Origin of the sequence: Burkholderia alba (genome assembly GCF_034721475.1) — a bacterium.
GTDB lineage: Bacteria > Pseudomonadota > Gammaproteobacteria > Burkholderiales > Burkholderiaceae > Burkholderia > Burkholderia alba.
Map to the genome: position 1 here is coordinate 197,068 of NZ_JAWJWL010000011.1, position 19,726 is coordinate 216,793.

Genomic DNA, 19,726 nt, shown 5'->3' on the forward strand with positions numbered 1-19,726 from the left:
TTATCTTCGCGCGTGACACGCCGGGCTGGCGGCAACGCCGCTGCTACCCGTCGCGGCGACGAAGTTGACCGGCACCCTTGAGAAGAGCCCGGCGAAGTACTGCGTTTCCGCGAACGTGACGCCCGAAGCGGTGTTCGCCGTCGTACAGACCTGGGCCAGGTGAGCCGTCAGCAGATCGGTCGTGCCGCTGTTGTCGGCGCGGTAGACGACCTTGATCGGCGCGTTGAGCGCGTAGGCCGAACCGGTGTCGGGGTTGATGACGGAGTTCCAGTTCGTCAGCTTGCCAGAGAAGATGCCGCACAGAGCGTCGTCGATCAGCGCGACGGTCGCAGCCGGGCTGGGGCCCGTGCCCGACGGCGGGGGCAGGACGGGGCCGGTGCCGGCCGGTGCGTTCACGAGGGGAATCGCGATCGGCGTGACGATGTACGGGATCTGGATCAGCGGGCCGCTGGTCTTGCCCAGGGCGCCCTGATAGGCGGTGATTTGCGACGAGGCGAGCGGCGCGTCGCTGTTCGCGAAGTCGACCGTGCCGGTCACGCCCGCGCCGAATTGCGTCGGATCGTTGTTCAGGAATGCGGTCTGGCCCTTGCCCGAGCCCACCGAGTAGTACGTGGCCGTACCGTTGGCGGCCGGGAACACGGCGATTTCCGAGTTGATCATCGGGGCGACGCGCGACGAGCCACCGCCGGGCAATGTCGGAGGGGTTTGCGCCAACGCGGCTGATGATCCCATGATCGAGACGGTCAGAGCGACCCGCCCGGCATATCTTGCGCTTGGCCGAGTTCACGTGTGCTCCGTGAATGAAGGCCACTGACGGGTCCGCCGTCGAGTTCCAGGTATCGAATTCGTCATGCCGGGAGGGGCGACAGGCGGATGGACGTCGCCACACGGCCACCGTCGCAGGATCTGCTCGTATCGAATCATCGAAGTGCGACGATCGTCCGCTTGATCATCGAAAGAGGCGGACCGAAGCGCGATCGGTAAGCGACCGGATATCTGACGGGGAACAGGACGCCGACTTCGTTAATCGACGGTTCAAAAGAATCGCGGCCCCGACAAGCAGGGCCGCGATGTGATGCTCAGGAAACAGTGAAGCGGTCGTCGATTAACGACCCGTCACGGTACCCGTGCAGACGGACGCATTGCCGATGTCGAGATTCCAGCCGCTGGCGTTGGACAGGAAGTCGTTGCTGATGGCGGTGGCGAATGCCGACGGAACCGTATCGAAGCCGTTGCCGTTGATGATCGCGGCGTCGCTCGAATAGTGCTGGTTCAGGAAGCTCACGACGGACTGCGCCGGGCTCGGGCTGTTGCTTTGCGGGTTCGCATAGCACTGGCTGACGATGATCTGGCTCGTGCCGGAGATCGGGTAGCCCGTCGTCGGATTGCTGGCGTTCGGCACCCAGTTGGTTTGAACCTTGGCCGTCGGCTTCGTCGTCGGTGCGGTGAACGTACCGACCGCAGCGGTCGCGTTCTGATACGTCGGGATGACGTCCGTGCCCGTGGTGGCGTTACGCAGGCTCGCGACCGACAGGTTGTTGCTCTGTGCCGGTGCGCTCGACGGTGCGAGGAACGTGTTCGTGTAGTCCGGGCTCAGGTAGGAGAGCGCGGCAGTACCGGCAGCCGACAGGCTCGCCAGGCTGGCGGCAACACCGCCGCTACCCGTCGCGGCGACGAAGTTCGCCGGCACCGTCGAGAACTGTCCGGCGAAGTTCTGCGTTTCCACGAACGTGACGCCCGAAGCGGTGTTCGCCGTCGTACAGACCTGGGCCAGGTGAGCCGTCAGCAGATCGGTCGTGCCGCTGTTGTCGGCGCGGTAGACGACCTTGATCGGCGCGTTGAGCGCGTAGGCCGAACCGGTGTCGGGGTTGATGACGGAGTTCCAGTTCGTCAGCTTGCCCGAGAAGATGCCGCACAGATCGTCGTCGTTCAGCGCGACGGTCGCAGCCGGGCTGGGGCCCGTGCCCGACGGCGGGGGCAGGACGGGGCCGGTGCCGGCCGGTGCGTTCACGAGGGGAATCGCGATCGGCGTGACGATGTACGGGATCTGGATCAGCGGGCCGCTGGTCTTGCCCAGGGCGCCCTGATAGGCGGTGATTTGCGACGAGGCGAGCGGCGCGTCGCTGTTCGCGAAGTCGACCGTGCCGGTCACGCCCGCGCCGAATTGCGTCGGATCGTTGTTCAGGAATGCGGTCTGGCCCTTGCCCGAGCCCACCGAGTAGTACGTGGCCGTACCGTTGGCGGCCGGGAACACGGCGATTTCCGAGTTGATCGTCGGAGCGACGAGCGACGAGCCACCGCCGAGCAGCGAGGGCGCGGCGGCCATGGCTGCGGACGCGCCCATGACCGAGATAAGGAGGGCAACTGCCTGACAAATCTTGCGCTGACTGGATTTCATGAGAATTCCTTGGAACGAAGATGATGAACGGGAGCCTGCGAGTGCAGCGACGGCACGCGTCAACTGCGGCGACAAATTTAATTCGAAAGCCGTTCAGGAGGCGTGAATTTTTAATAACCGAAGGTGCCCAACATTTTGCCAATCGGGTTAATGGAGGATGACGGTTTAGTTGATGCGATTAAAAATAAGGAAAGGATGTCGGTCGAGACGAATATCCGTTTTTTACCGGGATTAGATGCAAATTTTCGTCATGGGCGATTTCAAAATTTCCGAATTTAATCGTGACCTGAAGATGACGAATACGCAAAAACAAGACAGATGGATCATTGTCGGGAAGGTTGAAACTTCAATCGATTTCCGATCGATTTCAGGAAGGCCGCCGCGCCGGTCCCGGGGGCGCAGCCCCGCCGATATGTTGCCCACCATCCGTCACAAATTTGATCGGGTTCGCTGCTTAGTCTTGATGCCGGGAATCCGCCGGCGCCGGGGCGCCAAGCGCGGATCGACCCGACTCACGCGTGCGCGGCATGCGGGGCTTCGGCCGACGACGCGCGGGCGCGCCGGGCATGCCGACGGCTTTCGAAGCGTGGATGCGTTGAGGGTCACTGGCGGAGCAACACATGTCGGCATTCCGGTACGAAGCGATCGATCAGGCGGGCAAGACGTCGAAGGGCGTGCTGGAGGCGGACAGCGCGCGGGGCGGGCGCAATCAGCTGCGCACGAAGGGGCTGACGCCGCTCGTGGTCGAGCCGGCCGCGCTGCGCGCGCAGGGCGACCGCACCAGGCGCCTGTCGGGCGGCCGCAAGCTTTCGCAGCGCGAGCAGGCGATCCTCACGCGCCAGCTCGCGAGCCTGCTGACCGCGGGCCTGCCGCTCGACGAAGCGCTGTCCGTGCTGAGCGAGCAGGCCGAGCGCGACTACCTTCGCGAGCTGATGGCGGCGATTCGCGCCGAAGTCGTCGGCGGCCATTCGTTCGCGAACGCGCTGTCGCAGCATCCGCGCGACTTCCCCGAGATCTACCGCGCGCTGGTCGCGGCAGGCGAGCACACCGGCAAGCTCGGCATCGTGCTGTCGCGGCTCGCCGACTACATCGAACAAAGCAACGCGCTCCGGCAGAAGATCCTGGTCGCGTTCACCTATCCCGCCGTGGTCACGCTGATCGCGTTCGGCATCGTCACGTTCCTGTTGAGCTACGTGGTGCCGCAGGTCGCCAACGTGTTCGTCAGCACGAAGCAGCAACTGCCGTTTCTGACCGTCGCGATGATGGCGCTGTCCGGCTTCGTGCGGCATTGGTGGTGGGCGGCGCTGCTCGCGACCGGGCTCGTGGTCTGGCTGATTCGCCGGATTCTCGCGAAGCCCGGCCCGCGGCTCGCGTTCGATCGATGGGCGCTGACCGCGCCGCTCTTCGGCAAGCTCGTGCGCGGCTACAACACGGTGCGCTTCGCGAGCACGCTCGGCATCCTGAGCGCGGCCGGCGTGCCGATCCTGCGCGCGCTGCAGGCGGCGGGAGAAACGCTCAGCAACCGGGCGATGCTCGGCAACATCGAGGATGCGATCGTGCGCGTGCGCGAGGGCTCGTCGCTGTCGCGCGCGCTCAACAACGTGAAGACCTTTCCGCCGGTGCTGGTGCATCTGATCCGCTCGGGCGAGGCGACGGGCGACGTGACGACGATGCTCGACCGCGCGGCGCAAGGCGAATCGCGCGAACTGGAACGCAAGACGATGATGCTCACGAGTCTGCTCGAACCGCTGCTGATTCTGACGATGGGCGGCGTCGTGCTCGTGATCGTGCTCGCCGTGATGATGCCGATCATCGAACTGAACAACATGGTGCAGTGATGCGGGCGTCGGAGAGGGCAACTGTTCGAGGGGCGGCGGGTAGCGGGCGGCGCGATCGCATGTCGCCGATCGGCCGATATGGCCGATATGGCCGCGGCGACGATCCGGATGTGCAATCACGGGGCCGCGACACAGGCCGCATCGCGACCGATGCCGGCGACGGCTGCCGCGCGAGACGAATCGAACGCGACGACACGAAACGATCGGCCCGCGTCATGACGGCATCGCGGCATCCGCGCACGCACGGATGCCGGCCGAGCGCGAACCGGCACGCGAATCGATGACGGCCGGATCGAGCACGACAAAAATGCGGAACACGCGATACATCGGGCCTCGCCGCTCGCGCGCACAGCGCGGCTTCACGCTGCTCGAAATGCTCGTCGTATTGCTGATCGTCGGACTCCTGGTGGCCGTCGTCGCGCTCGCGCCGAGCCGGAACCGGCGCACCGACCTGGACGAGGAAGCGCAGCGTCTCGCCACGCTGCTCGAATCCGCCGGCGACGAGGCCCAGATCCGCTCGGCATCGATCGCATGGCAACCTGTCGACGGCGGCTACCGCTTCTATCAGCGCGCGGCGAACGGCGCATGGAAGCCGCTGTCGGACGACCTGCTCCGCCCGTATCGCTGGCATACCGACGTGACGGGCGTGTCGATGCGCTACACGGGCAGCGGCGATGCCATACCGCGCGTCGTGGTCGGCAACGAGAGCATCGACGTGCCGGTGACGATCACGCTGTCGTCCGGCACGGTGCGGCTGCTGGTGGTCGGCACGGGGATCGGCGGGTTCGCGGTGAAGCGGCCGTGACTCGGTAGTGAAGCGGCAGTGCAGCGGCAGTGCAGCGAGCGCAGGGGCATCCGCAAGCGACCGAGATCGCTTGCGGGAATCCGTGATCCGTCACGCGCGCAAAACATGCCGCGAAAACACACACGACGTTGCTTGAGCGGATACGCGGACCGTAGCGAATGCGATGCCCTTCGCGATACGCACGACGCACCCGTCGGCCGGCGATGCTGCGATCGCAGTTCCCGCGCGGCACCCGAGAAAAACCGCATGCATAGCCGCTCCGTCACCTCGTCGCGCGTCTGCGTTCGCCGCGCGGCGCGAGCACCGGCGGCCGGTCCCTCTCGTCGCCGCCAAGCGAAACAATGATCTTGCTTGAATACAGTTCCGCCCATGAGTTTGTAAGCTGACCGACACGCATTGTTCATCTTTGATTCCTACGATACGACGTCCGGTTTCGTTATCGATATTCAATACACCGGGCCGCACCGACGGCAAGCCGTCTCCTCCTTTCCGACATCTTATTCATGACTGGCTCACGGGCACCCGCCAGCGTCTTGGCGTTTACCGCATGCCTGATGCTGTGCGCAATGATCATGCGCAGCGCGCAGGCTCAGGATGCGGGACGGGGTAGCCGCGCATCGGCGGGCACGCTGCATTTCGATCTTCCCGCGCAGCCGCTCGCGCAGGCGCTCCAGGCGCTGGCGCGAATGACCGAACTGGTCGTGCTCGCGCCCGCGCCGCTTCTCGACGGACGCTTCAGCGCGCCGATCGAACGCGACTGCCTGCCGCGCGAAGCGCTGCAGCAGATCCTGACCGGCACCGGGCTGCGCGCGGACTTCACCGGACCCGACGAGGCGCTGATCGTCGCCGATCGCACCTCGGCGGCGGGGTCGCCCGCCTCGGGCGCGGACACCGCGAGCGGCGGCGCGTTGCCGATCGACGGGCTCGCCGACGGCGGCGCGCAACTGGCTTATGCCGCGACGCTTCAGGCGCGCCTGACCGACGCGCTGTGCGCGCTGCCGGGCGCGCGTCCGGGCGGCTACCGGCTCGTCGCGCAATTGCGGATCGACGGCGCCGGCAAGGTGGTGGCCGCCGAGGTGGTCGCATCGACCGGCCTCGCGTCGCGCGATGCGGCGATCCGGCGCGCGCTTCGCGCGCTGAGGCTCGATGCCGCGCCGCCGCCCGGCTTGCCTCAGCCGGTCACGATCCTGCTGCGCCCGGTCGGCCCCGGCGTGCACCTCGATTGCCCGCAAGCGGACGAACGGGGTTAGCGGCCATGTCGGAGAACAGTCGCACGCAGCTCAGGAAAATGCTGGCCGAGCACTATGCGTATCTGGTCAGGCGGCTCGAGCACGTGACGGGCTCGAAGGATCGCGCGAAGGACGCGCTGCACGAAACCTGGCTGCGTCTCGAAACCGCCAACGTCGCGTCGCCGGTCGCGAACGGCGATGCGTATCTGCTGGGGATGGCGAATCACGTCGCGATCGATCAGCACCGCAGCGAGCGGCGTCATGCCCACGAGGACGACGTCGATACGCTGCTCGAATGGCCCGACGAACTCGCCGATCCCGAGCGTATCGTCGCGGCCCGCCTCAAGGTGGAGGCACTCAAGACCATCCTGCGCGACCTGACGCCCCGGCGCCGGGCGATCCTGCTCGCCGCGCGGGTGGATGGACAATTGAACCGGGAAATCGCCGAACGCTTCGGTATTTCGCTGCGGCTCGTCGAGAGCGAACTGAGCGCGGCGATGAAGTTCTGCCTGCAGCGCATGCAGGCGTTCGGCGACTCCTGCTCGGGTTCGAGAAGCGGACCGCGAAAATTTTGATGATCTTGCCGATGACGAAAGCCAACCTCGAGGCTGCAAGCGAAGAGCAGGACCAGGCCCGCGCCTGGCTGCTGCGCTTGCGCTCGGAGAAAGCCTGCACGGACGACGTGCGCGCGTTCCAGCGATGGTGCGACGACCATCCGGGCGGTGCGCACCTGCTGCGCGACACATGGAGTTCGCTGCGCACGGCCGCCAGCGAAATTGCCCGGGAAGAGCGGGACGCGGGCCGGGCCTGGACCGGCGGCGCCGTCCGGGCCGCCGCGCTGCGGCCCGGACGGCGCGCGTTCGTCGGGTTCGCGGTCGCGGCGGGCGCATCGTGGCTGGCGTTGCGCCCGCCGCTGCAGCTGTGGCCCGCGCTGGGCGAATTCGCGGCCGACTATCGCACCGGGATCGGCGAGCAGCGCCGCGTCGCGTTGTCGGAGCGGGTCGTGGTCGAGCTGAACACGCAGACGCGGCTCAACGTCCTGTCGTCGAGCCGGGCGGCGCGGGGCGTCGAACTCGTGGCCGGCGAGGCCGAGATCGTCGCGGCGGCGCCCGCCGCCGGCCGCGTCGAGCCGATCCGCCCGGTCTCGGTGATCGCGGGCCGGGGCCGCTTGCAGGCGAACGTCGCGCGATTCGACGTCCGGCGCATCGGCGACGAGGTGTGCGTGACCTGCCTGTCGGGTTCGGTCGAGGTCGAGCATCCCGCGCGGCGGATGACGCTGCTCGCGTCGCAGCAGATCGTCTACGACGACCGCAAGGTGCGCGCGGTCGCCGGCGTCGATCCGGGCGCCGTGATCGCATGGCGCAGAGGGGTGCTGGTGTTCAACGGCGTGCCGGTCTCGCAGGTCGTCGACGAGATCAACCGCTATCGGCCCGGCAAGGTGATCCTGCGCAACGCGTCGCTGGGCGAGAACCGGGTCCAGGCTCAATGTCCGATCGCCAAGCTGAACAATGTGATCGATATGCTGGGGCAGCTCTACGGCGCGCGCATCACCCGGCTGCCGGGCAATATCGTCGTGCTCAGCTGAGCCGCGCGACGCGACGGTTTGCGGGTTAGGGCGATTCGTTTCGTCTGAGTAAGGGCAAGGCTCGCGACCAGCGGGCCGAACGGTTGCCGCGGCGCGGAGTCCGCGGATGTGGCGGCCGCGAACGGCGCGCATCGAGGCGGGTGCGCGACGACACGCGACCATGGGCAAGACGGCGGCGAACGTGTTGGTCGAGATGAAAAAAATAATTTCCGAGGGCATTTACGACGACGCGGTCAGATGGTTGCTCTGGCTGCGCCGTGGCGATCCGACGCCGGCCGACTGGTCGGCCTTCGGGCGCTGGTGCGCGTGCAGCGACGCTCACGCGTGCGCGGCGCACGAGGCTGCGTGGATCTGGCACATGCTGGGCACGCTGGCCGACGGCGACCCGCGCGCCTGTTCCGGCGCCCGCGCCGCGCCGGCCGGGCGCCGGGACGGCGCGCGCGCGCGCGCCGAAGGCGGGGACGGCGAGCGGCCGCAGGGCCGCGCGGCGCGCGTGCGGCAAAAATAATCTGCGGGATAGACGATCCCGATTCGACTAGGTGTTTACAAGGGACGCTCGCGGTGTCGGCGCGTATTCGACCCTGCGTCGTCCGGGGCCGCCCGGGCGCCCGCGAGCGCGGCGTCCCAGGTGGCGTCGAGTGGATCGCCGACGGGCCGATAGGGCTCGAGCAGAAACGGAAAGCGTCCGGCGAATGGTGCGGCTTTTTGCAAACCCTGAATATGGCTGATCATCCATTGCAGCAGTTCACTGCCTTCCCTGAGCTGGGCGTCGGTCCAGTGCGGCATCGTCTCGAACAGCGCGGCGAACGCGCGCCAGCGCGATGCGCGATCGCTCGCGGCGGGGCGGATGTAGGTATTGAGGCAGACGTCGTCGCCGCGGCTCAGCTCGCCGACGAACAGCCCGTTCGGCGTGGGCACCGCAACCTGCTTCCACTGCTCGGCGAGCGCGAGCGGACGCAGCACGCGGGCGAACACGAAGGCGATGCGGGTTTCGCGTTCGATCTCCGCGAGCGTCGGCGCGCCGTTGCGCTGCATGCAGCGCGCAACCGCGTGCGGGCGGATGGTGTTCGACGCGAAGCTCTTCAGCACCATGTCGTGAACCGTGAAGCGCAACTGGAATTCGCGCAGCCCGTGCTCGGCGCTCATCGTCGAGAAATTGACGAACAATCCTTCCAGCTGGCCGAGCGCGCCGACATAGGGTTCGAGGCCGAGTCGTTCGAGCCGCGGCGCCACCTGGTGTTCGAGCAGCCGCATCAGGCCGCGCCGGTTCGGCACGCCCGCGAAATCCGCAAGACGCTTCGTGACAATGTCCGCGATCAGCGCGCGCCGCTCGTCGGCGAACATGCGCGGGGACCGGTCGAGGTCGAATTTCGCGCGGCCGTGCGCGACGCGCGGGTCGACGAACATGCGAATGCCTCTGGAATGCGGGGTGGATGGACGGGGCGACGACCCCCGTGGCGGATCGAGGTCAATACTGGGTCGTAGCAAAACGCGCGTCAAGCGCGCTCGCGCGCCGAGAGACGCGCGCCGGCGAGATGAGCAGGGATGGGGGAACGGTATGGCGAACGCGGAGCAGCCGTAGGGCCGACGGGCGCCGGAACCGATAATCAGAAGGGGGCAAGACTGTGATACGTGCTGTGATGGAACGCTTTATCGAGCACAGTCCAATGACTGTCATGGTGCGGCTGGCGCTGCAGGGCGCGCTGGACGCGGAATGCGCCGACGAGCTGTCGGTGCTGTTCGACGGACGCAACGGCCCGCAGGTCAGGGAGGCGCTGTTCTCGACGATCGTGGATGCGATGTCGAGCGTGGCGATGCGTTCCCGCCGGCCCGAAGGCGGGCGCCAGGCGACGGAATTGCCGGTGTCGGTCCCGGTGCTGCACGACTGGATCGGCCGGGTGTTTCCCGGCGCGGGCCGAGTGCTGGCGCACGACAGCGCGCGTCGCCTGATTCCGCTCGTGCGGTCGATGCTGGCCGATCGTCCGGCGACGGTGAAGGGCTATCGGCTGCGGGTGGTGGAGAGCGGCGCGCGCGCGCCGGCGCGGCCCGGCGATGCGCTCGACGCGGTGCTGCGCGATGGCCCGCTGGTGGTCTACGATCCCGATTTCGCATTGATTGTCGACCTGCTGCCCGTCGAGTCCGGCCCCGCGCGCGCGTTCGCGATGCCGGGGGCGCTGCTGGAGGCGGTCCAGCAGGGCGAACTGTGGATCGTCGACCGGCACCTCGACACGCGCGCGCTGCTCGCCGCGTGGCCGCGCCGGGGCGGCGCGTTCATCGCGCGGGAACACGGCGGCGGCCAGACGCTGCGCGAGCTGGGGCCGCCCGTCGAGTGCGGCCGTGTCGACGGCGGCCGTGTCTACGAGCAGTCGGTCGGCATCTCGGACGAACTGGGTTCGTCGTGCGTGTTTCGCCGTATCGAGTGGCATCTCGATCGGCCGGCCGGCGACCGGGATGCGATACAGCGCTTCCTGACCAGCGTGCCGGCCGCGCACCTGGGTGCGCCCGACGTGGTGGATCTCGCGCGGCGAACCTGGAGCCGCGCGCTGCCGGTGCCGCTCGATCGGGTGTTTCATGGCGGTGCGCCCGCGTTGACGTCGCCACGCGATGCCGCGCTCGCCTGCGGCGTGGCGGCGCTGGCGTACAACGTGCTCAGCGTGATCGCGAGCGCGCTGACGAGCGGACAGACGCTCGACGAGCGCGAGCGGGAGCGGCTGCCGCTGCAGGCCGCGACGGGCGTCCGCGCGACCTATGCGGGCATGATGATCGCGGTGCCCGGCGAGTTCTGGCGCCGCTACGATCATCTGACGCCGGGGCAACTGGGCCGGTTGTTGGCGAGCATCGGCACCAATGTCGATTCGCGCAGCGCGCGCAAGCAACGGCGCGAGCTGCGCATCGCGCCCGAAGCGAAGGCCGCGCTGCGCGCCGCGTCGCTCGATGCGATGCTGTGCGACGCCTCGGGCGGCGATGCCGGCGACCGGCCGCTCGCCGAACAGCGCGCGGTCACGATGGCGACCCGCGATTTCAGCAGCAACCCGTCGAAAGCGTTGCGCGACGCGGCCGCGTCGCCGGTCATGGTGACCAAGTACGGCCAGGCGATCGCGTTCCTGATTTCCGTCGAGGACTGGAACCGGATGCGGGACGAGCATCGCGACCGCGCGTTGAGCCGCATCGGCGCCGAGTACGGCGGCGGGCATCGGGCGGAGCGCTATGAGATCGTGCGGTAGGCGTCGGCTGCCGGCGTGAGCGAGTCGGGCGCTGGTCCGCGCTAGCGGCGGTCCTGCGCCGACCGCCGGAAGAACCGGGCATGAGAAGGCGCAGGGCGCGTCGATCGGCGGACCTTCCGGCGGTCGACGCCATGAACGCCATTCTTACCTCGAGGGAACGAGCGTGGCCGGGCGGATTGCGGCGTCGATCGTCCGCCGGTCCCCGCAGGGGAGGCCCTTGGAGGCGGTTCGCTCGCCCGAACGGGATGCCTGCCGCCTCGCATGCCATGCGGCAACGCTCGTTCGCCGGCCCGTTATCCGTGTGAACAGACGCCGGCAGGCTGTTGGAATGCTTCGGCAAAAAGGGCTGCGACTGAAAATCGCCGACCTCATAAAACGCGCCGCAAGTGGCTCGCACGACTTCGGCAAGGGGTAGACGCCCCACGGAAGCACCTGCCGGCTCCCGGGTTTTTCAAGAACCTGCTAGACATCGGCGCCCCCCGCGAGCCGGTGCACCCAGATCACGCTCGTCCACGTGAAATTGCCGATACCGTAGCGGGCGATCAGCGTATCGATCCGCGTGTCGAGCCGCGCGGAATGAATCCGGCAGTGCACGATGAAATAGGCGCTCGTGACGCCGACCAGCGAGCCGGGCGGCAGCGTCGCGCCGGTCAGGGGCGGGCTCAGGACGGTCGCGATGTCGCCGGTGCCAACGAAGTACGCGGTGGCGCGCCGGTCGACCAGCCTGCGTGCCTGGCTTTCCGACAGATCCGGGATCGCGGCGGCCAGCACCGGCTCGGCCGCGGTGTTCGCGTTGACGGTCGTCAGATCGGGCAGGACCGTGACGAACGGCGCGAGCGTTCCCGCGACGGCCGCGTCGTAGCCGGGAATGCGCGCGAGATCGGCCGGCGAGACGAGTTGCATGGGCCAGTCGGCCGCGCCGCGGCCGTCGCTCAGCGAACGCAGCATGTAGGCGGCGGTGACTTTCGCGAGCGCGGGGTCGAGCGACAGGCGGCTCAGCAGGCGGCGATAGGCCAGCACGCCGTCGCCGTTGATCTGCCAGGGCTGAGAAGGGCCCGGGCGCGACACGAGGTTCGTCAGGTTGAAACGCGCCTGCGCATCCTCCACGCGGCCCGAGATCGACGCATTCGCCAGTTCGCTGTTGACCGCGAGCATGTCGCCGGGCAGCAGCGTCGACAACGGCGCGTCGGCGATCGGCGCCGACCACGGCTGCCCTTCGAACGTGACGTTGGAAGTCGCCGCCTGCGAGCGCAGCGTGACGCGCGCCCACTCGACCGCGGCGCGCTCCACCCACATCGTCTCCACGGCGAGACGCTGGTTCTCGACATCGCGCACGGCCACCCGCTGGCGCCATACGACGCTCGCCGCCAGCGCGGCCGCGAGCGCCACCACGAGCAGCACGGTGACGATCGCGATGCCCCGTTCCCGTTTCGCCCCGCTTGCCCGGCCTCGACTCTTCCGCTGCATCGCTCCTCCGTGATGACGCCGGTCCGGTTGCACCCGCAACGCGCGTTCCGACGCATTTCCGAAGCCGCATGATAGAGCCTGAAACGGCGCTTTCGATGACACATTGCGCTGGCAAAGTGTTGCGTAACATTTTGCAAAAAAATGACACGGGTTGTCGCTACGATGCACGGAAAGCTGGATCGAACCGGAATCGTTGACGAATCCGCCGCGATCCGCTTTCGCGGCCGCGCGACGGCATGTTCCGGATTTCGCGCGGCGCCTTTTTCACAAGAACGTTCGAGCCCCTGAAGGGTGCCGCTTTTCTCCAAGCAGAAGTTGTCCTCCGGCGTGCCACCGGCGGAAGCCATCTGTCCCGAAGAACGTGGCCATGCCGTGTGTCGTTGGAGCGCGGGGGGATCGGACGGATCGTCCGAGGGGTGCATGGTGGATCAGGGTAGGGAGCGCGCGGCGACGTCCGCGCCGCAGCGCAATGCGCCGGAGGCGGATGCCGCGCAGGACGGGAGCGAGTCGCCGCTGATCAGCTTGCGCGACACCGGCCGCTTTCTCGACGTGCTCGCCTCGCTCAAGTGTTCGCTCGCGCTGAGCCGCCGCCCGTCGGGCGTCGCGCTGCTCGGCGTGGAAAACGGCGTGCCGACGCTGTCGGCGTGCCTGCTGCCCCGCTCGATGGGGCTGGCCGTCAGCGGCAACCGGCTCGCGGTCGCGACGATCCACGAGCTGATGATCTTCGCCAACGTGTCGAACCTCGCGCCGCTCTACCCGCTGCGGCCCGACTACTACGATGCGATCTTCGTGCCGCGCACGTCGCACTACACGGGCGATCTCGACCTGCACGACATGGCGTTCGACAAGCAGGTGGTGCTGGCGGTGAACACCCGCTATTCGTGCATCTCCGTGATCGACGGCTACTTCAACTTCACGCCGATCTGGCAGCCGCCCTTCGTGACCGAGTTCGGCCCCGACGACCGCTGCCATCTGAACGGCATGGCATTCCACGACGGCAAGGTGCGCTACGCGACGGCGCTGGGAGCGACCAACACGCCGTTCGGCTGGCGCAAGGGGATGGCGACCGACGGCATCGTGATGGAAGTGCCGTCCGGACGGATCGTCGCGTCGGGTCTGTCGATGCCGCATTCGCCGCGCGTGATCGGCGGCGGCCTGTATGTGCTCGAAGGCGGACGCGGGCAGGTGCTGCGCATCGATCCGGTCTCGGGCGACAAGCGCGTGATCGCGAAGCTGCCGGGGTTCCCGCACGGTCTCGCCGAATACGGCGGCGTGCTGTTCGTCGGTCTGTCGAAGCTGCGCAGCAAGCGCGGACCGCAGGGGTTGCCGATCGAGCAGGAGGCGGAGGAACTGGTGGCCGGCGTGGCCGCCCTCGATGCCGCGAGCGGCGACGTACTCGGCATCCTGCAGTTCTACAACGGCGTCGAGGAAGTGTTCGACGTGCAGGTCATGCCGAATCTGCTGCGCGCGGAGATCCTGAGTCCGGCCGAGTGGAGCGGAACGCCGTCGATCGTCACCGTGAAGGGCGGCTTCTGGCAAACGCGGCCGAGAGAGGCCGACGAGCCGGTGCGGTGAGCGGCTCGCGACGCGACGTCGTCGTCGTCGCGTTGCGGTATTCGACGGTTCGTTTCGTCATAACGGATGAGCGCCGCGATTGCGCGGAGATCGACGGACCGGTATCGAGCAGGATGACGTGCGTGGAGAAGGACATGGCAATACAACGGGTGGCCGGCTGGCGCGACGCGGTGGCGGGATCGGGCGGCGGCGTGCTGTGGCTGACCGGGTTGCCCGGCGCGGGCAAATCGACGCTGGCCGATGCGCTCGCCGACGTGCTGAACCGGGACGCGACGCGCGCGGTGGTGCTCGACGGCGATCGTCTGCGGGCAACGCTCAGCCGCGATCTGGGATTTTCCGATCGCGATCGCCGCGAGAACGTGCGGCGCACGGCGGAGATGGCGACGATGATCGCGGAGACGGGGCTGCTCGCGATCGTCGCGCTGATTTCGCCGACCGCGGCGATGCGCGGGCTGGCGCGCGAGATTGCCGGCGGGTACTTCAGGGAAGTGTATGTGAAGGCGTCGGGCGAAGTGTGCGAGGCGCGCGATCCGAAGGGGTTGTACAAGCGTGCCCGGCGCGGCGAGCTGCCGGATTTCACCGGGGTCTCCGCCCCGTATGAAACGCCGTCGAGCGCGCAGTTGATGGTCGATACGGAGCACCACACGATCGAACAGTGCGTCGACCGGCTGACGCGGTACGCCGCGCAGCAGTTCGGCGCGCGAGAGGCGGTTCCGGCGCTGCGACGCCGCGCCTAGCGCGAAAGAATATCCGGCATGCCGGGTCCGCGCCGATAGATTCGGATTGCGAATTATTTGTCACGACAATGACATCGATGATGCGTAGGCATCGCGCTCGGAATCGGGCTCCGGCGGCACGCCGCGGCATGATTTCGACAACCAGGGGGAAGGGCGCATGCCGCCGAGAGTAGACGGGGAACTGCACGAGCGATGGAAACAAGGAAGGCGGCAGGGCTGGGCTTGCGTGTTGCTGGTGGGCGGACTGAGTCTCGCCGCCGGCGCGCGCGCGCAGGAGGCCGCGCCCGCCGCCGCGAGCGCGCCGCGCAGCTTCGATATCAACGAATTCATCGTGCGCGGCAACACCACGCTGCAGAGTCTCGACATCGAGAAGGCGGTGTACCCGTTCGAAGGGCCGGGCCGCACGCTCGACGATGTCAACGCGGCGCGGGATGCGTTGCAGAAGGTGTATCAGGAGAAAGGGTATCAGTCGGTCGTCGTCGATCTGCCGCAACAGCAGGTGAAGAACGGCGTGATCGTGCTGCAGGTGCTCGAAGCGAGGGTGGGGCGCCTGCGCGTGGAAGGCGCGAAGTACAACTCGCCGCAGAACATCCGGGATGCGGTGCCGGCGCTGGCCGAAGGCGGCGTGCCGGATTTCACGCAGGCCCAGCAGCAGTTGACCGATCTGAACCGCTCCGCGGATCGCCAGGTGATTCCCGTGCTGAAGCCGGGCGCGCTTCCGCAGACGGTGGACGTCGACCTGAAGGTCGACGATCACAGTCCGCTGCACGGCACGCTCGACGTCAACAACGACAACAGCCCCGGCACGTCGCTGCTGCGTACCAGCGCGACGCTCAGCTATTCGAATCTCTGGCAGCTCGGGCACGTGATCTCGGGCACTTACCTGATCGCGCCGCAGCATCCCAACGATGCCCGCGTGTACTCGTTCTCGTATCTCGCGCCGCTGAAGGATTCGCGTTGGAGCTTCCTCGCCACCGTCATCCATTCGGACAGCAACGTCGCGTCGCTCGGCGGCACCAACGTGCTCGGCAAGGGCACCAGTTTCGGCTTCACGGCGATCTACACGATTCCGTCGTCCGACACCTACGCGCAATCGATCAGCATCGAGATCGACCGCAAGCATTACGACGAGAACGTGGGCTTCGGCAGCCAGACGTCGACCGCGCCGCTGACGTACGCGCCGGTTACGGTCGCCTACAACTCGCAGCTGAGCCTCAAGGAGTCGCAGACCTCGTTCTCCGCCTCGCTCACGACCAACATCCGCGGCATCGGCAGCGACTGGGGCGCGTGGGACAACAAGCGCTACAAGGCCACGCCCGATTTCCTGTACGGCAAGTTCGACGTCAACCACACGCAGCGCTTCGACCGCGACATCCAGGCCAATGCGCACGTCACCGCTCAGCTGTCGAACTCGCCGCTGGTGTCGAGCGAGCAGTTCTCGGCAGGCGGCATGAACAGCGTGCGCGGCTACATGCAGGCGGAGAACACCGCCGACAGCGGCGTGATCGGTTCGCTGGAGCTGCGCAGCCCGTCGATCGCGAAGTACCTGGGCGCCGGCATCAACGAATGGCGCTTCCACGTGTTCGTCGACGCGGCGCACCTGTGGCTGCTGAGCCCGCTGCCGGAGCAGACGTCCAGCTTCAACCTGCTGAGCGCGGGGTTCGGGACGCGGCTCCAGGTGTTCAAGTACGCGAGCGTCGATTTCGAGGCCGGCTGGCCGATGAAGGCGGGGGTCTACACGAAGCAATACAGCCCGCGCTTCGATTTCTACGTGCGATTGGGATTCTGATTTTTCTATGAATGCGGTACCGGCCGCCGCCATACGGCCTGGTTCATTCGGGGAGTGGATTGTGAATCGAGCTTGGTTTCTCCTGTTGATGGTCCTGCTGGGTCTCGCGCCCGGCGTCGCCAACGCGTGGTGGCAGAACGACTGGTCGTACCGCAAGTCGATCACGCTCGATGCGAGCCCCAAGGGCGCGAACCTGACCCAGCCGGTGGGGCGCGTGCCGCTGCTGATCCGGCTGCACTCGGGCAATTTCCAGTTCGACGGCCTGCAGGACAGCGGCGCGGATCTTCGTTTCGTCGCGGCCGACGACAAGACGCCGCTCAACTACCACATCGATCAGTACGACGCGGTGCTCGGCGTCGCGCTGATCTGGGTCGACGTTCCGCAGCTTCAGGCGGGCGCGGCGCAGAACATCTGGATGTACTACGGCAACAAGAAGGCGCCGGACGGCGGCAAGCCCGCGCAGACGTTCGATGCCGACTACACGCTCGTCTATCACTTCAACGGCGCGGCGGGTTCGCCGCCGCAGGATGCGACCGCGTACGGCAACAACGCGCAGAATGCGCCCGCGCGGCTGGTCGAGGACGGCGTCGTCGGCAAGGCGCTGCGGTTCGACGGCACGGCCGCGCTGAATCTGCCGGCCAGCCCGTCGCTGAATGTCGCCGCGGGCGGCAGCTTCACGTTCAGCGCCTGGGTCAAGCCCGGCGCGCTCGCGCCGAACGCGTTGCTGTACAGCCGTCGCGACGGCGCGGCCGCGCTGCTGATCGGGCTCGACAACGGCGTGCCCTTCGCGGAGATCGACGGCGGCGCCGCGCCGGTGCGCACGCCGGCCGCGCAGCCGGTCGCGGCGAACCAGTGGACCTATCTCGCCGTGACGGCGGACGGCCGGAATCTCACGGTCTACGCGAACGGCAAGCAGGTCGCCCAGGTCGCCGGCGCGCTGCCGGTGCTGACGAGCGCGGCCGCGGTGGGCGGGGATGCGGCGGGCGCGCCGGCAGGCTTCGGCGGCTTCAACGGCGCGCTGGACGAACTGCGGTTGTCCCGGGTCGCGCGCGCCGAGCCCTTGATCGCGTTCGATGCGCTGTCGCAGGGTTCGGAATCGAAGCTCGTCGCGTACGGCACCGACGAGAAGCAGTCCGGCTTCGGCTTCGGGTACTTCGGCGTGATCGTCCAGTCGGTCACGGTCGATGCGTGGGTGGTCATCGGGATCCTGCTCGTGATGGCCGCGATTTCCTGGGTCGTGATGTGGAACAAGGCGAGCTACGTCGGCGTGGTGGACAAAGCGAACAACTACTTCGTCCAGCGCTTTCGCGAAGTGGCGGGCAGGCATCTCGTCGGGCTCGCGCACGTCGATCGCCAGTCGGACGAAGGGCGGCGCCTCGGGCAGTCGTCGCTGTATCGCCTCTACAAGGCGGGCGTCGACGAGATTCATAGCCGCGTCGACGACAACGGCCGCACCGTGATCACGACGGAATCGATCGAGGCGATCCGCGCGTCGATGGACGCGACGCTGGTCCGCGAGAACCAGCGTCTGTCGAAATCGATGGTGCTGCTGACGATCGCGATTTCCGGCGGACCGTTTCTCGGCCTCCTCGGCACGGTGGTGGGCGTGATGATCACCTTCGCGGCGATCGCCGCGGCGGGCGACGTGAACGTGAACGCGATCGCGCCGGGTATCGCGGCGGCGCTGCTCGCGACCGTCACCGGCCTGTTCGTCGCGATTCCCGCGCTGTTCGGCTACAACTATCTGCTGATCCGCAACAAGAACGTGACGGCGAACATGCAGGTGTTCGTCGACGAGTTCGTCACGCGCCTCGCGGAAGCGCATCGCAATCCGGATCACGCCCTCGCGGCGGACTGACCGGCACAGGGAGACGCGCGATGCAAGTTCAAGACGACGACAAGCCGTACGACGACATCAACATCACGCCGATGCTGGATCTGGCGTACGTGCTGCTGATCATTTTCATCATCATGACGACCGCCTCGGTGCAGGGCATCAAGGTGGATCTGCCGAAGGCGAGTTCGTCGACGAGCCTCGCCAAGCCGAAGACCAAGGCGATCACGGTGGCCGACTCCGGACAGATCTTTCTCGACGCCTACCCGGTGACGATGGACGAGCTGGAGAGCCGGCTGCGCACCGAGAAGGCGACTAGCCCGGATTTCCCGATCGTGCTCAAGGGCGATGCGGGCGTGCAGTACCAGCGGGTGATGGACGTGCTGGACCTGTTGCGCCGCCTCGACCTGTCCCAGGTGGGACTCGTGACGGGCAAGGCGAAGCAGGGCAGCTAGGGACGCGCCATGGAAATGACCTATAGCGGCGGCCCCGGCAACGGCCCGCGACGCTTCATCAAGCCGGTCGTGCTCGCGCTCGTGCTGGCGGGCGTCGCGGCGCTGATCTGGCATTTCGCGAGCGATACGGCCGGGGTGAAGCGCGCGAGCGCGCCGCAGGTGACGACCGTCATCCCGCTGCCGCCGCCGCCTCCGCCGCCGAAGGACAAGCCGCCGCCCGAAAAAGTGAAGGAAGAGGTGAAGACGCCGGTCGACAAGCCCACGGTCGCGCCGAAGCCGTCCGAGACGCCGAAGCCGATGGACAACCAGCCGAAGCAGATGACGATGAACGCGCCCGCGCAGGCGGGCACGGACAACTTCGCGATCGGCGCGGGCGACGGCACGGGCATGGCGGGCAGCGGCACGGGCGGGGGCGGCTTCGGCAACGCGAGCTATGCGCAGTACCTCGGCTACACGCTGCAGCAGGCGATCGAGCGGGACAAGCGGGTGCAGGACGCGGGCGGCGCGCGCTTCACGGGCAGCCTGAATCTGTGGATGGAGCCGTCGGGGCGGATCACGAAGGTGACGGTCGTGCAGTCGACCGGCGATGCGCGGCTCGACGAGGCCGTGATCGCGGCGGTCGAAGCGCTTGGCAAGGTCGACGAGCCGCCGCCGGCGTCGAGCGTCTATCCGAAGCTGGTGAAGCTGCAGGGGCGCAAATCCGGTGGATAGGGGGCACGGGCCGCGAGGCCGCGCGTCAGGCATTCAGGGGCAGGTCCGGCACACGGACGGTGCCGGAAAAAGAACAGCA

The 19,726-nt window shown here is 67.6% G+C and carries 17 protein-coding genes; 13 read left to right on the plus strand and 4 right to left on the minus strand.

Translation table 11 applies throughout. The features are described from left to right. Positions 1 to 660 carry a substrate-binding domain-containing protein gene (locus RZR99_RS15025; protein WP_323120569.1) on the minus strand — a complete coding sequence of 220 codons (660 nt, stop codon included), beginning with the start codon at positions 658 to 660 and terminating at the stop codon, positions 1 to 3. Positions 661 to 1,105: 445 nt separating this feature from the next. Next, a complete protein-coding gene (locus tag RZR99_RS15030; RefSeq protein WP_323120570.1) occupies positions 1,106 to 2,398 on the minus strand; it encodes a substrate-binding domain-containing protein in 1,293 nt (430 codons plus the stop codon). Positions 2,399 to 3,018: 620 nt separating this feature from the next. Here RZR99_RS15030 and gspF point away from each other — a divergent pair. The 6 genes from gspF to RZR99_RS15060 all read left to right on the plus strand — a co-directional run bounded on the left by gspF (position 3,019) and on the right by RZR99_RS15060 (position 8,363). After that, the gene (gene gspF, locus RZR99_RS15035) at positions 3,019 to 4,236 is read left to right on the plus strand and encodes a type II secretion system inner membrane protein GspF (protein ID WP_323120571.1); all 1,218 of its coding nucleotides are present in this window, start codon (positions 3,019 to 3,021) and stop codon (positions 4,234 to 4,236) included. Between the two features lie 247 nt (positions 4,237 to 4,483). Beyond that, a complete protein-coding gene (gene gspH, locus RZR99_RS15040) occupies positions 4,484 to 5,041 on the plus strand; it encodes a type II secretion system minor pseudopilin GspH (protein ID WP_407655448.1) in 558 nt (185 codons plus the stop codon). Positions 5,042 to 5,544: 503 nt separating this feature from the next. Further along, complete coding sequence (locus RZR99_RS15045) at positions 5,545 to 6,291, plus strand: TonB C-terminal domain-containing protein (protein WP_323120573.1); 747 nt, start codon at positions 5,545 to 5,547, stop codon at positions 6,289 to 6,291. 5 nt (positions 6,292 to 6,296) lie between these two features. Then, on the plus strand, positions 6,297 to 6,845 hold the full coding sequence (locus tag RZR99_RS15050; protein ID WP_323120574.1) for an RNA polymerase sigma factor: 549 nt from the start codon (positions 6,297 to 6,299) through the stop codon (positions 6,843 to 6,845). Positions 6,846 to 6,856: 11 nt separating this feature from the next. Then, positions 6,857 to 7,855, plus strand: coding sequence for a FecR family protein (locus tag RZR99_RS15055; protein ID WP_323120575.1), 999 nt, complete (start codon positions 6,857 to 6,859; stop codon positions 7,853 to 7,855). A gap of 160 nt (positions 7,856 to 8,015) precedes the next feature. Next, positions 8,016 to 8,363 (plus strand): DUF4880 domain-containing protein, encoded by a 348-nt coding sequence (locus RZR99_RS15060; RefSeq protein WP_323120576.1) that lies wholly within the window; start codon positions 8,016 to 8,018, stop codon positions 8,361 to 8,363. Positions 8,364 to 8,398: 35 nt separating this feature from the next. Here the strand turns inward: RZR99_RS15060 and RZR99_RS15065 are convergent, their stop codons facing one another. After that, positions 8,399 to 9,262: a hypothetical protein gene (locus RZR99_RS15065; RefSeq protein ID WP_323120577.1), complete on the minus strand. Its 864-nt coding sequence runs from the start codon at positions 9,260 to 9,262 to the stop codon at positions 8,399 to 8,401. Between the two features lie 260 nt (positions 9,263 to 9,522). On the opposite strand from RZR99_RS15065, the gene RZR99_RS15070 reads away from it, so the two are divergent. Beyond that, complete coding sequence (locus tag RZR99_RS15070) at positions 9,523 to 11,079, plus strand: type II toxin-antitoxin system Phd/YefM family antitoxin (RefSeq protein ID WP_323120578.1); 1,557 nt, start codon at positions 9,523 to 9,525, stop codon at positions 11,077 to 11,079. 462 nt (positions 11,080 to 11,541) lie between these two features. Here RZR99_RS15070 and gspK read toward each other — a convergent pair whose 3' ends face one another. After that, the gene (gspK, locus tag RZR99_RS15075) at positions 11,542 to 12,546 is read right to left on the minus strand and encodes a type II secretion system minor pseudopilin GspK (RefSeq protein ID WP_323120579.1); all 1,005 of its coding nucleotides are present in this window, start codon (positions 12,544 to 12,546) and stop codon (positions 11,542 to 11,544) included. Positions 12,547 to 12,966: 420 nt separating this feature from the next. On the opposite strand from gspK, the gene RZR99_RS15080 reads away from it, so the two are divergent. From RZR99_RS15080 to RZR99_RS15105, 6 genes are all read left to right on the plus strand, one after another. Continuing rightward, positions 12,967 to 14,121 (plus strand): TIGR03032 family protein, encoded by a 1,155-nt coding sequence (locus RZR99_RS15080; protein WP_323120580.1) that lies wholly within the window; start codon positions 12,967 to 12,969, stop codon positions 14,119 to 14,121. A 134-nt stretch (positions 14,122 to 14,255) separates the two neighbouring features. Further along, a complete protein-coding gene (cysC, locus tag RZR99_RS15085; RefSeq protein WP_323120581.1) occupies positions 14,256 to 14,858 on the plus strand; it encodes an adenylyl-sulfate kinase in 603 nt (200 codons plus the stop codon). A gap of 157 nt (positions 14,859 to 15,015) precedes the next feature. Further along, positions 15,016 to 16,647 (plus strand): ShlB/FhaC/HecB family hemolysin secretion/activation protein, encoded by a 1,632-nt coding sequence (locus tag RZR99_RS15090; RefSeq protein ID WP_323120582.1) that lies wholly within the window; start codon positions 15,016 to 15,018, stop codon positions 16,645 to 16,647. A gap of 88 nt (positions 16,648 to 16,735) precedes the next feature. Continuing rightward, entirely contained in the window at positions 16,736 to 18,505 is a 1,770-nt protein-coding gene (locus tag RZR99_RS15095) for a DUF2341 domain-containing protein (RefSeq protein WP_323120607.1), read from the plus strand. A 20-nt stretch (positions 18,506 to 18,525) separates the two neighbouring features. Beyond that, entirely contained in the window at positions 18,526 to 18,936 is a 411-nt protein-coding gene (locus RZR99_RS15100; protein WP_323120583.1) for an ExbD/TolR family protein, read from the plus strand. A gap of 9 nt (positions 18,937 to 18,945) precedes the next feature. Beyond that, complete coding sequence (locus tag RZR99_RS15105) at positions 18,946 to 19,647, plus strand: TonB family protein (RefSeq protein ID WP_323120584.1); 702 nt, start codon at positions 18,946 to 18,948, stop codon at positions 19,645 to 19,647. The last annotated feature ends 79 nt before the right edge of the window (positions 19,648 to 19,726 follow it).

Bases quoted from the DNA above. Each gene is read 5' to 3' on its own strand.
- cysC (WP_323120581.1), top strand. From the start codon at position 14,256: ATGGCAATACAACGGGTGGCCGGCTGGCGCGACGCGGTGGCGGGATCG.
- RZR99_RS15045 (WP_323120573.1), top strand. From the start codon at position 5,545: ATGACTGGCTCACGGGCACCCGCCAGCGTCTTGGCGTTTACCGCATGC.
- RZR99_RS15105 (WP_323120584.1), top strand. From the start codon at position 18,946: ATGGAAATGACCTATAGCGGCGGCCCCGGCAACGGCCCGCGACGCTTC.
- RZR99_RS15080 (WP_323120580.1), top strand. From the start codon at position 12,967: ATGGTGGATCAGGGTAGGGAGCGCGCGGCGACGTCCGCGCCGCAGCGC.
- gspF (WP_323120571.1), top strand. From the start codon at position 3,019: ATGTCGGCATTCCGGTACGAAGCGATCGATCAGGCGGGCAAGACGTCG.
- RZR99_RS15055 (WP_323120575.1), top strand. From the start codon at position 6,857: ATGACGAAAGCCAACCTCGAGGCTGCAAGCGAAGAGCAGGACCAGGCC.
- gspK (WP_323120579.1), bottom strand. From the start codon at position 12,546: ATGCAGCGGAAGAGTCGAGGCCGGGCAAGCGGGGCGAAACGGGAACGG.
- RZR99_RS15030 (WP_323120570.1), bottom strand. From the start codon at position 2,398: ATGAAATCCAGTCAGCGCAAGATTTGTCAGGCAGTTGCCCTCCTTATC.
- RZR99_RS15100 (WP_323120583.1), top strand. From the start codon at position 18,526: ATGCAAGTTCAAGACGACGACAAGCCGTACGACGACATCAACATCACG.
- RZR99_RS15025 (WP_323120569.1), bottom strand. From the start codon at position 660: ATGATCAACTCGGAAATCGCCGTGTTCCCGGCCGCCAACGGTACGGCC.
- RZR99_RS15050 (WP_323120574.1), top strand. From the start codon at position 6,297: ATGTCGGAGAACAGTCGCACGCAGCTCAGGAAAATGCTGGCCGAGCAC.
- RZR99_RS15090 (WP_323120582.1), top strand. From the start codon at position 15,016: ATGCCGCCGAGAGTAGACGGGGAACTGCACGAGCGATGGAAACAAGGA.
- RZR99_RS15065 (WP_323120577.1), bottom strand. From the start codon at position 9,262: ATGTTCGTCGACCCGCGCGTCGCGCACGGCCGCGCGAAATTCGACCTC.
- RZR99_RS15070 (WP_323120578.1), top strand. From the start codon at position 9,523: ATGACTGTCATGGTGCGGCTGGCGCTGCAGGGCGCGCTGGACGCGGAA.
- gspH (WP_407655448.1), top strand. From the start codon at position 4,484: ATGCCGGCCGAGCGCGAACCGGCACGCGAATCGATGACGGCCGGATCG.
- RZR99_RS15095 (WP_323120607.1), top strand. From the start codon at position 16,736: ATGGTCCTGCTGGGTCTCGCGCCCGGCGTCGCCAACGCGTGGTGGCAG.
- RZR99_RS15060 (WP_323120576.1), top strand. From the start codon at position 8,016: ATGGGCAAGACGGCGGCGAACGTGTTGGTCGAGATGAAAAAAATAATT.